Genomic DNA, 14,259 nt, shown 5'->3' on the forward strand with positions numbered 1-14,259 from the left:
CCTATCTTTCCCCTGCGTCGAGGCTGCCAGCGGCGCGCGTACTTCGCGTCCTCCGCGCCGAAAGTGCGAGGGTCACGAGCCCCATGGCGATGGTGAGGGCCTCGCGACCGCGTTTGACGATGACGAACCCGGTGGCCACGGCGGCCGTCCGAGGATCGCCGCCGCTCAGCAGGGCCAAGTAGCCCATGTCCTGCACGCCGATCCCCGCGGGCGCGAAGAACGCGATGGCGCGGAGGATGGACGCGCTGGCCTCGATGGCCATGACGTGAACGAACGGCGTGCTCCCGCCGAGCAGGTGGATGATCAGGTACGCCTCGCACGACTCGGCGACCCACACGCCGCCGAAGAGCAGGGCAGGGACGAGGAGCGCGCGCACACCGCTGCGCAAGAGGCTCTTGGCCGAGCCATCCACGACCAACGCCTGCGCCTCCCCTTTGCGGAGATAGGCCTTGATCTTCGCCGGCACGATCCGGGTCAAGCCGCCCAGCACCTTGCCGGCCAGCGATCCCGACGCAAAGGCTAGGTCGACGCCGGTGGCGGCCATCAGCGGCAGCAGCGCCGACGCGAGGATCAGCCACGGCAGCCACCGCGAGCCCAAGAGGTCGTGCGATCGCGCGGCGAGCAAGCTCCACCCGGCGAGCGCGCCCGACACGATCCAGGCCGCGTGCACGCGCATCAGCAGCACCCTTCGCGCGGCGGCGACCGCGACGCTCTCGCCCGGCGGGATGTTTCCCCGGCGCGCCAGGACCAGCGCGGCCACCGGCTCGCCGAGCACGCCGCCGCCCGGGGTGCTGAGCGCGATGGCCTCCGACGCGAGGCGCGCTTGGGCGGCGACGTGGATGGCGGCCTTGCGGCCGAGGCGGGAAAAGAGGACGGCTTGCGCCGCGGAGTCGAAGAGGACGGCCACCGCGAAGGGGAGGAGGACGAGGGCGAGCCGGGGGCCGGTGGCGCGCACCAGGTGCAGCGCATCGATCAGCGCGCCGCGCGGGACCATGGTGACGAAGAGGGCCACGGCGGCGGCCGCGAGCACGAGCTGCGCGATCCGATCGAGGCGGACGCGTGAGCGCGGTGCATCCATGGGAATATCCATCAGGCGCCTCCTCCTCCGTGGGCGGTCTTCTGCGATGCCGGCGGCAGCGGCGCGGGCGGCATGGACGCGCGGGGCGACGTCTTCGTGCTGCGCGCGCGCCACATCAGCGCGCCGGGCAAGACGAGCATGGCCGCGGCGAGGCAGCAGATCTCGCCCAGCACCGCCAGGGCGCCCAAGCCGCGGATGGCTTGGTTGATCGAGCCGACGAGCGCAAGGTAGCCGAGGGTGGTGGTGGCGCTGCAGAGGACCACGGCGCCTCCGACGCTGCGCATGGCCGCCACGATGCCGGCCTTGGGATCGAAGGCGTAGCGCTGGACGACGTTCACCGCATAGTCGGCGGCGATGCCGAAGGTGATGGGCAGCGCGATGAAGTTGAAGAAGTGAATCTTGATGCCCGACACGGCCATGCACCCGAGGAACCACACGACCCCGAGCGCCAAGCTGGCCAGCGCCAGCAGCACCAGGCTCCCGCGCCGGAACATGATCACCACGGCCGCGATGGTCAGCGTGAGCGAGAGCGCTACGGCGCGCGGTTCGTCGCGCAGAACGGCGCCCAGCATGTCGGCGAAGATCACCGGGCGGCCCGTGCCGCGGATGGTCTCGCCGGTGGGCAAGGTGGTTTCGCGCACGGCCTGCGCGAGCTCGAGCAAGTAGTGCAAGTCCGAGTCGCTGCGGTTCTTGGCGGTCTCCACCAGCACCAACGGGCCGACCTTGCCGTCGCGCAAGGTGAAGGGGCGGGTGACGGCGTCGGGGAGCGAGTCGAGCGCGATGGGGGCGAGATCTTCGGGTGGCAGCATGGGCGCGAGCGCGTTCCAATCCGTGTCCGAGATGGCGCCCTTGGCGCGCACGCGCAGAATGAGCTCGCGAAGATCGTCGAGCACGGGGATCTTTTCGGCTTGGCCCTGGGGAACGAAGTCGAACAAGGTGTGGACGGCGTCGAAGGGGCGCGCGTCCGGCGGGGCCGCGTCCCGCCGCGCTTCCAGCGCGCGGGCCAAGGCCTGCACCTGGTCCATGCTGTCGCACAGGACCACCAACCCCGATTCGAGGCCGGTGCCGAGGACATCGCGCGCCAGGGCGGCCACCCGGTACATCTCCGAGCCCTTGCCCAGATCGTTCTGCAGGCGGCGCATGTCGTACTCGATGGGATCGCGCGCGAGGTACGGCGGGAACACGATCGCCGCGCCGGCGACGAGCAAAAGGCCGGCGATGGTCACCAGCCGCGGCGCCTTGGTCACCGCCGCGACGAAGGGTGCCTCGAAGGCGAGGCCGTGCGCGCGAAGGTAGCCCCAGAGCCCCCGCCCGGGCGCCATCCGCAGCGGGCGCGCCCGCTCGATCACGACCAGCAGCGGCGGCACCACGATGTACGTGGCGAACCAGCACGCCACCATGCCGGCGGCGCCGATGAAGCCGAAGTGCTTGAACGCGCGAAACTGCGTGGCGCCGAGCGAGCCATAGGCGGCCGCCGCGGCCATGGCCACCGTGAGGGTGGCGGGCCACGTGGTGCGGTGGGCATCGGCGATGGCCGCGGGGAGGGTGGCCTTCGCGCGCCGCATTTCGAAGTAGCGGGCCAGGTATAGGACGGAAAAGTTGAGCCCATTGCCCGCGACGATGCTCACCAAGAAACCCGTCGCCACGTTCAAGTGGCCAATCGCGAGCTCGGTGACGCCAAAGGTCCACGCCAGGCCGATGCCAATGGCGATGCCGGTGGCCACCAGGGCGCGAAGGCGCAAAAAGAAGAGGGCCACCACCGCCAGCACCAGCCCTACGCCGAGCACCCCGACGTGCGCGAGGTCCTCCTTGACCGCGCTGTACTCGGCCAGGCCCGTGACCAGATCGCCCGCATAGCCGATGCGAAGCTCGCCCGTGGAATCGGCGCCCGCGGGGCCGGCGCTCGCAGAGTCGGCGCTCGCGGGGACGCCCGCAGAGTCGGCGCCCGCGGAATCAACGGCGGCCCGAACCCGGTCGAGCGCGGCCTGGGCGCGACCGAGATCGCCCGACGCGATCGACGTTCGCACCACCACCACCAGGGTGCGCCGATCGCGCGATTGGAAATAGCCGTCGGGCCGAACGTCGTCCGTGCCGCCGAGCCGTTGTTGAATCGATTCGGCAGTGATGGGCGGCGGCGCCTCGTCGGCCACATTTTGCCCGAGGGCTTCGTTGACCTCCCAATCCCAGCGGGCCTGCACGTCCTCGCGCAGCTTGACCAGCTCGCGCAGCGGCGCAAACAGCCCCGCGCGCGGCAAGAGATAGCGCCGCGCCTCGTGCACACCGTCGTCGGCGCCGAGCAGCCACGGCTCGCGAAGCGCGCGCACCCGCGCCACGATGGCATCGCCGCGCGCCCGAACGCGCTCCGAGCTCGGGCCCTCGATCACCACGAAGATATTGCTCCCGACGGCGACGTGCTGCTCCAACCTGCGAAGCTCGACCACGCTCGGCTGTCCGTCGGGGAGCAGTTGATCGAAGCGCGTCTTGAGCTCGAGCCGCGAGGCCAGGACCATCCCGACGAGGGCCGTCACCAGGCTCACCGCCAGCACGGTCAGGGGGCGGCGAAGTTGTAGCGCAATCCACTTCCTGCTGTACGCGCGGGCGAGCCGCGAGGCGGCGCGTGTTACGCGATTACGCCACACGGGAATCCTCGCGCGCCTCGGTCACCGCGTGCAATTCGGGCGAATCGGTCCGCTCGGTCCCCTGGCGCTCGTCCTCGAACAGACGAAACGAATGCACATGTTGGGCGATGTATCCGTCGGGAAAGGTGGCGCCGTCGCCGAGCCCGTAGCCCACCGGCTTTTCGCCCTTTGGAAAGTGCGCGGTGCCAAAGAGCCAATCCCAGATGGCGATCTTGGTCGCAAAATTGAATCCGGTCCCGTGATAAATGCGCGAATGATGCCAGCGGTGCATCTCGGGCCCGTTGATCACGTATTGGAGCCATCCGCTCCGTACATCGATGTTGGAGTGGATGTACATGCCCCAGGTCGCATCGAGGACCCCTTTCATCAACGCCACATCGGGGTGCGCGCCGAGCAAGACGATGGGCGCATATTCGATGGTCTGGTTGATGAGGATTTCGAGCGCGTGCGAGCGGGAGCCCGCGAGCCAGTCGATGTCATGGCCCGAGTGGTGCGCCTCGTGGATGCGCCACAGGTAGCGGTTGTTGTGCTGCAGACGGTGAAACCAATAAATGTAAAAGTCGTGGGTGACCCAAAAAAACGCGAGCTGCGCCACCACCGGCCAGCTCGAAACCAATTGGAGCCGGGTGAGCCCCGTCTCCTCGTCGACGAAGCGGATGATCAGGCTGATGATCCAGCCCAGCGCATAGCTTTGAACGAGCGTGTACCAGAAGAAGTCCAGAAAGAACCCCTCCCGAAAGAGCTTCTGGCCGCGATCGTAAGGGCGAAGTCGTTCGAGGACGATGATCCCCACCGCCCAGAGGACGATGAGGATCGGTGACGCGATTTCCCAAGTGAAGCTGTGCACGTCGTGAATCTCACACGTGGCTGACGCCGTTGATCTCCGTCGGGGATGCAGCCCCGTTGTCGCGCTTTTCGGTGAGCGCCAAGCCCGTCACGGCGGCGTTGGTCTCGTCCGTGCGCACGCGGCGGAGCTTGGTGCGCGCCGCATGCTCCAGCGGGTAAACGTGCTTGACGCCGTCGCCCAGGGAGCGCTCGATGTCGCGGATGTTGGTGAGGAGCCGCACCAAGCCGCCGATCTCGACGGACGCCGCTTGATCGGTGCCCCACATGGCGCGATCCAGGGTGATGTGGCGCTCGACGAAGCGGGCGCCCATGGCCACGGCGGCGCAGCTCGGGGCCAGCCCGACCTCGTGCCCCGAGTAGCCAATCGGGCACGTGGGGAATCGCTCTCCCAACGTATCGATCATCCGGAGGTTGAGGAGTTCGGGCGGACACGGGTAGAGCGACGTGGAGTGCGCGATGAGGAGCTCGTCCAGCCCGGCGGCGGTCACCGCGGCGTCGATCTCCTCCATGGTCGACATGCCCGTGGAGAGCATGAGCGGCCGGCCGGTTCGCTTCATCTTTCGAATGAGCGCATGATCGGTCAACGAGGCCGACGCCGCCTTGTAACAAGGTGGCTCGAACTGCTCCATGAAGTCGACCGAGGGCTCGTCCCAGCACGACGCGAACCAGAGGATGCCGCGCCCGCGGCAATAGCGATCGATCTCGGCGTATTCGCGCTCGCCGAACTCGATCTTACGTCGATAATCAATATACGTAAGGCGCCCCCAGGGGGTGTCGCGCTCGATGTGCCACTGCGCCTTGGGAACGCAAAGCTCGGGGGTCCGCTTCTGAAACTTGACCGCGTCGCACCCCGCGGCGAGCGCGCCATCGATGAGCTGTTTCGCCAGCTCGACCGAACCGTTGTGGTTAATGCCGATTTCCGCGACGAAGAACACCGGACAACCGGGGCCGACATCGCGATCTCCGATACGTACGATAGAGCTCACGCGATAACGCTATAGGCTCGTCATTGTGTCAATGCCGCATCGGTTTCAAAAAGATCCGACGGCGTCCGCGACGATTGCGTGTCCGTCGCGCGACGGACCTCGAAAATTGGAATTTATGTGCGATTCGAGAGCGGATCGCGCAAGACATTCAGCACGGGGCGCGCGTGGGTCAAGGACGCGTCGAACAGCGACAACTGCTCCGGATCGGCGAACGCCGCGGCGAAATCTTCGGGCGAGAGCGCGCGCGAAAGGCGGGCGGCGAAGGTGTCGCGCAGGAGGCGGACGTAATAGTCCACGTCGTAGTCGCGTGGATCGTCGATGCGGCTCGCGCCATCGCGCTCCGGATTCTCCTCGGCGTCCGGATCGGGGAGCAGCGCCGCGCGCCCGCCGGTGGCGCGGTAGACGCGCACGTGCTCGCCGGAGGTCCATGCGGTGCGCCCGCTGGAGAGTACGGCCTCGTAGGAGAGCTCCCGTCGCTGTAGGCGAGTGGAGGCATATTGGGCGGATGATTTGGTGAGGCGCACGCGGGCCGCCACGTCGTAGGTGGAAATGCCCCGCCGTCGCAGCGCGCCCACGGTGGCCACGTACGCTTCGCGCACGCCGGCGACATGACCGGCGAGGAGCGCGCGCAGGGCACGGCGCAGGAAATCTTCGCCGAAGGGCTCCGCGCGGCTCGATCGAAAGGCCACGCCGCGCAGGACGAGCGCGCCGTCGTACGGCTGCAGCGCGTAGTTCTTCGGCTCGTGGGAGAGCATGGCCGCATAACGGCCGTCGAACTCCAAATGGACCTTCGATGGCAACAAGGTGGCCACCTCGGCGACGATGCGCCGCTCGTCCGTCTCGGTGAAGGACTCGGGCACGGCGAAGTAAACACCGTCGGTGTCGGCCTCCAGCAAGGTGACCCCGCGCGCCGCGAGCTCGCGGCAGAGGAGATCGAGCACCTCGCGCCCTCGCCGGGTGACCTCATTGGCGGCATGCACATCGGCGAAGCGGGTGAGCGATGCCGCGCCCAAATAGCCGTAGGCCGAGTTCACCACGATTTTCATCGCCGCCGACAGCGCCTCGTGCGTGTAACGCTCCGCGGATCCCGGCGGGCACGCGCGCGCCTTCGCTTTGGCGCCGAGGCGCTGCTCGACGAGCCGGTCGACCAGCGCCAGCAAGACGCCGAGCCGATCGCGCTCCGGTCCGATGGCGTATTGGCGCATCAAGGATGGATAGAGGCTCGCCACGTCGGCTTTGACGATGCGCCGCGCGACCCCGGTGGCGAAGAGGTGAAGCGCGGCGCCCTGGTGCGGCGTGCCATCGCTCGACTGGTGGACGGGGAGGGCCGCGCCCGCGCGCAAGTAGGCGCGCACCAGCAGAGGATCGAGCACCCCGGTGGCCGGGCCCGCGTCGGCGAGCCGTTCGTAGCGGCGCGGGGCCATGCGCGCCAGCGCAAAGGCGGCCCCGCCGAGCAGGCGCGCGACACCAGCGGCCTCCGTCACGTCGTCGCGCGCATAGCGCAAGACCCGCTCCGGATCGCGCCGGAACACCTCGTACACGTGCGCGCCGGAGATGTGCTCGCGCGAAGGACCGGCGAGCCCGAAGTGGCGCGCCACCGCCTTGAGCCCGTGGCCCGGCAGATCGCGGGCCGAAAAGTCGTGCCTCCGCACCGCATCCATGCTGTCGATCATCTCGCGCCCGGGCACCGTGTAGCGCATGCGGCGAAGCGCATCGCGCCCTTCGGCGCCGCCGCGCCCGAGCGAAGCTCCGCGCGCCGCGGGCCGCTTTCGCAACCCCGGACCGCCGCCGCGCCCCAAGGTGAGCGGCACCTCCAGCGCCTGCGCGCGGGCGGCGAGGAAGGGCAAATCGAAGCCGTGCAAATTGTGATTCTCGATCACGTCCGGATCGCACGCGTGCACGAAGGCCATGAAGCGGCGAACGAGATCCGCCTCGCCGGAGGCGCCCTCATCGTGCGCCTGCAGCACCTCCGTGCGCCCCTCGGGATCGCGGAGGGCGATCAGGAAGATCCGATCGCGGTCGGGATCGAGCCCGGTGGTCTCCAAGTCGAACTGCATGCGGCGCAGCTGGTCGAAGGCGAGATCCCGAAAATAGGTGCGCCCGGAGGCCATCAAATATTGCTCCTCGGGCGGCAGCACGAACACCCGGTCCGGCCCCAGCTCGCGAAGGTGCTCGAGCGCCCGCCCCACGCGGCGGCCCGCGCCATGGAGCACCGCCCGCGCCAGCGCGCGTCCATCGTCGGCGCGCACGATGTATCGAAGGGTGCCCGGGCCATCGAGCTCTTGGTACGTGACCAGCGGGCTCGTCCCCATCCGTCGCGCGTCGGGGGCCCGTCGCTCGTCGGATGCCTCGTGCTTCGCGAGCCTCTCGGGCGTCTCGGGCCTCTCGGGCCTCTCGGGTGCGAGCCTTGGCCCGAGGTGCGCCAGATCCTCCAGCGAGGCGAGGAGTATCCAAGGCCGGAATCGCAGATCGTCGCGCACGAGCTCGCCCGACTCGGGCAGCCGCCGCCACACGAAGGCGCGGCCATCGGGTTCGGCCCACACCGATACGATTCCCGGGGTCGGGTCCCATCCCCAGAGCCACTCTTCCTCGATCGTCCTCACTGTCGCAGCGGGCGAATATAGGGCACTATCGGCGCATGGTTGCTCTTTCCGCCGGCGGGGCCCGCGCGCCGCGGTATGCGTTTCCCCAGCTCCCGGCCCCGCTGCTGTTCGTCCTCGGCGGCTTGTCCCTCTACATGGGCGCCGCGCTGGCCGTGAACCTCTTCAAAGAGCTCTCGCCGTCGGCCGTGGCCTGGCTCCGCATCTTCGGCTCGGCGGTGGTCCTGCTCGCGTGGCGCCGCCCGCGCATCTCCACGTGGAGCAAGAGGCGCCTGGTGCTGGCGGGCGTATTCGGCCTGATCACCACGGTGATGAACGTGACCTTCTACGAAGCGATGTCGCGCATGCCGCTCGGCAACGCGGTGGCCATCGAGTTCGCGGGGCCCGTCGCCGTCGCCGCCTTTGGCTCGCGCACCCGCCGTGACATCCTGGCGCTGCTTATGGTGACCCTCGGCGTGGTGCTCATCGCCCAAGTCGAATGGAAATCGAGCCCGCTCGGTTTGCTGCTGGTCGGCGCCGCCGCCGTCCTCTGGGCCGGCTACATCGTGCTCGGCAAAATGGTGGCCACCGGCGGCAACGGCATCGACGATCTCGCCGTCGGCACGGCCATCGGCGCGCTGGTCCTCTCGCCGCTCGCGTGGACCACCGGCTCGGTGTGGACCTCGGGCCGCCTCTTGGTCCTCGGCGTCGGCGTGGGCGTTCTATCCAGCGTCATCCCGTACGGCATCGACCAAGTCGTGCTCGCGCGGGTCGGCCGGGCCAGGTTCGCGGTGCTCCTGGCCCTCTTGCCGCTCACGGCGAGCGTCATCGGCGTCGTCGTCCTCCGTCAGATCCCTCACCTCACCGAGGCCTTGGGCGCGCTGGCCGTCATCCTCGGCGTGGCCTTGCGCTCCGCGGACAGCGCTTCGTAGCTCGGTCATGGGGCTCCGCGCAGGTCACCCACGAGATGAACGTCCCCGATGCGGGCCGGCGCACGCTTCGGTAAGGCGGGGACGAAGAGCGCGCGAACGATCTCGGCCTTGCTCGTTCGCAAGGGCTCGGGCAAGGGGCGCGATGCGAGCTCCCCGGCGTCTCGCTCGAGACTTCGGAGCGATGGGAGCGCGTCGTGGAAACGCGCTTCTCCGACGATGGCGCTCGCGCCGTCGAGGGACTCGGCGACCACGTCTAGCATGATTCTGTCGAAAGATCGGCGCTCCCCGCCTGCGCTACCAGTAGCCGTTCATCTCCGAAAGGAGCGACCCGGTGCCGCCGTTTCCCTCGGGCTTCTGAAAAAAGTCGACCGCCACGTAGTTCGGCTTTCTCCGCGCCGCGGGGCCGCAGTAGCGCTGCACCCGATCGCGCAGCTTGTTGCCGTTGTCGGCGGCGGCGTTGCCCTCGGTGGGGATATCGCGGTAGTGGTTCATCACGTGCAGCCGCACGAAGCCCGGTTCTTCTTTGCTCAGGGGAACCTCGTCCCAGCGGCTGTAGCAGGCCATATCGTTGCCCGCGGTGCCGAGGCTCCAGTAGTTCTCGACCGTCCAATCGCGGTCGTGCATCACCCCGAACCCCTCGCGCCCCCCGCGCTGCGAAAAGACCAGCAGCCGCCGGTTGCTCGCCACGAGCTCGGACACCCTCGGCCAGCCGCGCTCCCGCACGCCCGCTTGATCGGGCCGGAAGAGCACGGCGGAGAGCCCGGACACCTGGCCGACCGCCGCCCCGAGCTCCTCCACGCTCGTGTAGTCCTCCAGGAACAAGGTGACGATGGCGCTGGGCGTCGCCGCGAGGAAGCCCACCACGTCGGTGAGCCCCGACGCGAACGTGCGTTCGTTGCCCCAGCAGCTTCCATGGCACATGAGCACCTTGCCGCCCTTCGGATAGATATCCAACTGGAGCCCGCGGATGCCCTGATCCAACTGCGAGCGAAGCCCGTACGACTGATTCGGAAATCGCCCCCAGAACCCTTCGTCGGTGTTGGCGAAGGCGTTGTGGGTGGTCAAGAAGGTCACCTGGTCGAGCCGCGGATCCGCCGGCATGGGCCGCCGCTTCACGTCGAGCCCCGTGAGGAACCATTGGGAGCCGACGGCGTCGTTGGCGCGGGTGACCAGCTCGCGCCCGCTGGCCTCTGTCTCGTTCCAGACGTGGAGGTAATACGCGCCGTTCGGATCCTTGATGCGGTATTTCTCGCCGCCCAGGACCTGGAAATCCCACTCCGCCAAATACGTCGTGCAACTGCCCAGGACGACCTTGGCCAAATCCCCATCACCCGCGCGGGTCATGCACCAAGCGCCATCGACGTTGCTCTTGATGCGATAATGCGCGCCGCTGCGCTCGAGCCACCATTGCTGGTTTTTCCCATCGTTGTAGCGGTACTCCAAAATGGTTTGCCCCTGCTTCATCTGACCGCCCGAGACATCGGCGACCAACCCATTGGGCACGCTCTGGATGGTGAGCGCCGTGCCCTCCGGCGGATCCCCCGCCGCCTGGGCCAGCGGCAAGGCCTGCGCTCCCATCGCACCCATCGCCCCCAGAACCAACGCCGAAATCGTGAGACGTCTCGCGAGTCGTTGCATGGCCGCGCCGTCAGCAACACGTGTGCCGTTGACGTCCGCGCGCTCACGCCTCGAATCGCGACCGAATGGCGTCATTCATCGGATCACTGCAACGCACAAAACCCCGATCCGATCGATCACCCCTGATCGTTTCGATCAGGGGTACGCTCTTTACGTTCTTCCCAGCTCCACAACATGAGCGACGGCACGGAACTTGGATGAAGAGCGCCCCCCAGGAGGGATACGCGCATGCTCAAACATCGGATGTTGAGGGCGGTCACAGGGTTGGGGCTCATCTCGGCTTTTGTGAGTGTGAAGCCTCATTCGGCGGTGGCCGCGAACGATGGTCTCGCGCCGGCGCCGCCCATGGGGTGGAACAGCTGGAACAAGTTTGCCTGCAAAGGGATCAACGAGACCTTGATCAAGCAGACGGCGGATGCGCTGGTCGCGAGCGGGCTGGCCGCGGTCGGCTATGTCAACCTCACCCTCGACGACTGTTGGTCGGCCGCCGCGCGCGACGCCTCGGGCAACCTGCAAGCCGATCCGGTCAAGTTTCCCGGTGGGATGAAGGCCATTGGCGATTACATCCATGGCAAAGGGCTCAAATACGGTATTTACGCGTCCATCGGCACCGCCACGTGCACCGGCAAGACCCCAGGGAGCCTGGATCACGAGACCCAGGACGTGGCCAAGTTCGCGTCGTGGGGGGTCGACTACATCAAGGCCGATCGGTGCAACGTTCCGAGCGGCGAGGTGCTCCACGAGCTGTTCAACCGCTGGCTGCCCGCCATCCACGCGACCGGCCGCCCCATGATCCTGAGCGCCAGCGACAACGGCGGCCCCGACGAGCCTTGGTCCTGGGGGCCGCGCGCCGCGCACCAATGGCGCACCACCGGGGATATCCGCGACGACTGGGCGCGCGTCCTCAGCGTCTTCGATGGCAACGCGCGATTTCCCGGGGCCACCACGCCGGGCAGCTTCAACGATCCGGACATGTTGGAGGTGGGCAACGGCGGCCTGACCGACACCGAATACCGCACGCACATGGGCCTATGGGCGCTCGCCGCCGCCCCGCTCATCGCCGGCAACGACGTGCGCACCATGACCGCGGCCACCAAAGCCATCCTCACGCACCCCGAGGTGCTCGCCCTCGACCAAGATCCGCTGACCGTTCAAGCCATCAAGGTGGCCGACGACGGCGCCGGTCGCCAGGTGTGGTCCAAGCCCGTGCAAAGCCGCGGCGCACGCGCCGTGGGCCTCCTCAACCGCGGCGATTCGACCGCCACCATCGCCGTCGCGTGGAGCCAAATCGGCCTCGCGCCCGGGGCCGCGACCGTCCGCGATCTCTGGGCCCGCGCCGATCGCGGGACCTTCACCAACCGCTACAGCGTCGACGTCCCGGCACATGGGCTCGCGCTCCTTCGAATCACCGGCACCGATCCCCCGCTCGCCACCGGGTACCTGGGCGATCAACCGTGGGCGTACGCATCCAACGGCTGGGGACCGGTCGAGCGCAACACCAGCAACGGCGAGAAGGGGAGCGGCGATGGAAAGACCATCACCTTGAACGGCACCACCTACGGCAAGGGCTTGGGCGTGCACGCCCCGTCGGCCATCGTCTTTCGTCCCAATGGGGCGTGCTCCACCTTCACCGCCGACATCGGCCTCGATGACGAGGTGGCGGCGGGCAAGGGGGGCGCCGTGTTCCAAGTCTGGGGCGACGGGCGGCTTTTGTATGACAGCGGTGTCATGAACGGAAGTTCTGCCACCAAGAGCGTCCAGGTGAACATCGCAGGCCGCACCGATCTTCGTCTGCAGGTCGCCGGCGGCACCGATACCACCAACAGCGATCACGCCGACTGGGCCAACGCCCGTGTGACTTGCACCTCCAGCATAACCGATGACCCCGTGCCGGCGAATCCCGGTTCAACGCCTACGGAATAGGCAGCAATACCGCATCTCTTCGAAGCGCGATGAGGTGCATTGGCGTAAAGTGCGTCATCCCATGTCGGCCCAAGAGCATTCGACGTCGCATATCCTGCAGTCGCTGGTCGTCAACTTGACCATTGCCGCCACCAAAGCGGTGGCGGCGGTGTTCACCGGATCGGGGGCGATGCTCGCCGAAGCGCTCCACTCCGCGGCCGACTGCTTGAACCAGCTTTTTCTCCTCATCGGCGTCAAGCAAGCCAAGCGCAAGCCCGACGCCTCGCACCCCCTCGGCTATGGCCGCGCGACGTACTTCTGGTCGTTCTTGGTCGCCTTGATGCTCTTCACCGGCGGCGGTGTCTTCTCCATTTACGAGGGCCTGCATAAAATCGGAGAGCCGGAGCCGGTCACCCGGGTCTGGTTGGGAATTGCCATTCTCGGGTTCTCCCTGGCGCTCGAGGGGTATTCCACGTACTCGAACATCCGCGAGCTCCACCAACGCCGCGGCAGCACGCCCTTCTGGCAATACCTGCGCACCACCAAGGACGCGGATCTCGTGGTCGTCTTCGGCGAGAACTCCGCCGCCGTGCTGGGCCTGGCCTTTGCGCTGGCCGCGCTGGTGCTCGCGGCGGTCACGGGCGATGGGCGATGGGACGGCATCGGGAGCCTCCTCATCGGCTTGGTGCTGGTGGCGGTGGCCATTTTTCTCGCGACCGAGGTCAAATCGCTTTTGCTGGGCGAGTCCGCCGATCCGGTGGTGGCGGAGGCCGTGCAGCGGGTGGTGGCCGAGACGCACGAGCTCGATCGGGTGCTCTCGCTGATCACGTTGCAGCAGGGGCCCGGCGAGGTGCTGGTCGCCGTCAAGTTGGCATTTGCGTACAAGCTCGATATCGACGCGGCGTGCGCCACGATCAATGCGTTCGAATCGCGGCTTCGCCAGCTCCGCCCGGAGGTTCGGTGGTGCTTCGTGGAGCCCGATATACCGCGCATCTCGTCGTCGCGGGCGGTGGAGAGCGGCGCCGTTCACGAGACGGCATCGGGGAATCGGCCATAGCGGCGCGGATCGTTGCGCGGGCGCGAACCTTCGATTTGCCGCGCCGCATCTCGTGGGTGCACGGGGGGCCGCCTATTCATCCCGGCATGCCGCTCGGTACCCTCGACAGGTCGAATCGTGCGCGGCGTCTTGGACCGGTGCTCGAGACGATGACGGGCGGCGAGCCCGCGGCATCGGCGACGAGACGAAGCGCCGATCCCGATTCACGGTAGCCGCTTGCGTGCGACGCATCCTCTGAATCCATGGCATCGGCCGTTCGCGCGAGCGCGTCGGCGGCGATCCCCCGATCGCCGTCGATGACGGCGCAGACGTGCCCGTACCCGAGGCACGCAGCGTTGCGTTGTTCGCTCCGCCGCCGAGATCGTGCGCGCCTGGGTGGCAAAGTGGGCGTAGATCGTAGTCGCGTCGCTCGCGCTGCCCACTTGGTTGCCATACCGTGATGTATGCGAGGTAACAAATACAAGTGGCGGTGAAGGTCTTTATTTTCGCGCCGCGTTGTCATTTTCGCTACGTCGCGACGGGTGGGAAGAATGGGGGACGATTTTCCGTAGTCCGAAGATATTCAGCGAATGGGGACGAGGACGAAGCGTGACAGTTAAAAT

Annotated in this window: 10 protein-coding genes; 3 read left to right on the forward strand and 7 right to left on the reverse strand. The window is 67.7% G+C overall.

The window, feature by feature from the left end; genetic code table 11:
- Position 1 precedes the first annotated feature (1 nt).
- From LZC94_15340 to LZC94_15360, 5 genes are all read right to left on the reverse strand, one after another.
- On the reverse strand, positions 2 to 1,090 hold the full coding sequence (locus LZC94_15340; protein WXB18602.1) for a flippase-like domain-containing protein: 1,089 nt from the start codon (positions 1,088 to 1,090) through the stop codon (positions 2 to 4).
- On the reverse strand, positions 1,090 to 3,717 hold the full coding sequence (locus LZC94_15345; GenBank protein WXB18603.1) for an MMPL family transporter: 2,628 nt from the start codon (positions 3,715 to 3,717) through the stop codon (positions 1,090 to 1,092). Before LZC94_15345 ends, LZC94_15340 begins: the two co-directional genes overlap by 1 nt.
- Positions 3,707 to 4,564: a sterol desaturase family protein gene (locus LZC94_15350; GenBank protein WXB18604.1), complete on the reverse strand. Its 858-nt coding sequence runs from the start codon at positions 4,562 to 4,564 to the stop codon at positions 3,707 to 3,709. The genes LZC94_15345 and LZC94_15350 overlap by 11 nt, the downstream gene beginning before the upstream one ends.
- A gap of 10 nt (positions 4,565 to 4,574) precedes the next feature.
- On the reverse strand, positions 4,575 to 5,549 hold the full coding sequence (locus LZC94_15355; protein ID WXB18605.1) for an N-acetylneuraminate synthase family protein: 975 nt from the start codon (positions 5,547 to 5,549) through the stop codon (positions 4,575 to 4,577).
- Positions 5,550 to 5,662: 113 nt separating this feature from the next.
- Positions 5,663 to 8,143, reverse strand: coding sequence for a ribonuclease H-like domain-containing protein (locus tag LZC94_15360; protein ID WXB20196.1), 2,481 nt, complete (start codon positions 8,141 to 8,143; stop codon positions 5,663 to 5,665).
- Between the two features lie 44 nt (positions 8,144 to 8,187).
- Here LZC94_15360 and LZC94_15365 point away from each other — a divergent pair, with 44 nt between their 5' ends.
- Entirely contained in the window at positions 8,188 to 9,060 is an 873-nt protein-coding gene (locus tag LZC94_15365; protein WXB18606.1) for an EamA family transporter, read from the forward strand.
- A gap of 5 nt (positions 9,061 to 9,065) precedes the next feature.
- Here LZC94_15365 and LZC94_15370 read toward each other — a convergent pair whose 3' ends face one another.
- On the reverse strand, positions 9,066 to 9,320 hold the full coding sequence (locus LZC94_15370) for a hypothetical protein (protein WXB18607.1): 255 nt from the start codon (positions 9,318 to 9,320) through the stop codon (positions 9,066 to 9,068).
- A gap of 34 nt (positions 9,321 to 9,354) precedes the next feature.
- Positions 9,355 to 10,647 (reverse strand): RICIN domain-containing protein, encoded by a 1,293-nt coding sequence (locus tag LZC94_15375; protein ID WXB18608.1) that lies wholly within the window; start codon positions 10,645 to 10,647, stop codon positions 9,355 to 9,357.
- A gap of 360 nt (positions 10,648 to 11,007) precedes the next feature.
- On the opposite strand from LZC94_15375, the gene LZC94_15380 reads away from it, so the two are divergent.
- The gene (locus tag LZC94_15380; protein ID WXB18609.1) at positions 11,008 to 12,621 is read left to right on the forward strand and encodes an NPCBM/NEW2 domain-containing protein; all 1,614 of its coding nucleotides are present in this window, start codon (positions 11,008 to 11,010) and stop codon (positions 12,619 to 12,621) included.
- 61 nt (positions 12,622 to 12,682) lie between these two features.
- A complete protein-coding gene (locus tag LZC94_15385; protein ID WXB18610.1) occupies positions 12,683 to 13,657 on the forward strand; it encodes a cation diffusion facilitator family transporter in 975 nt (324 codons plus the stop codon).
- Positions 13,658 to 14,259 lie beyond the last annotated feature (602 nt).

This window comes from Sorangiineae bacterium MSr11954 (genome assembly GCA_037157815.1).
In the GTDB taxonomy this organism is placed as follows: Bacteria; Myxococcota_A; Polyangia; order Polyangiales; family Polyangiaceae; genus Pendulispora; species Pendulispora albinea.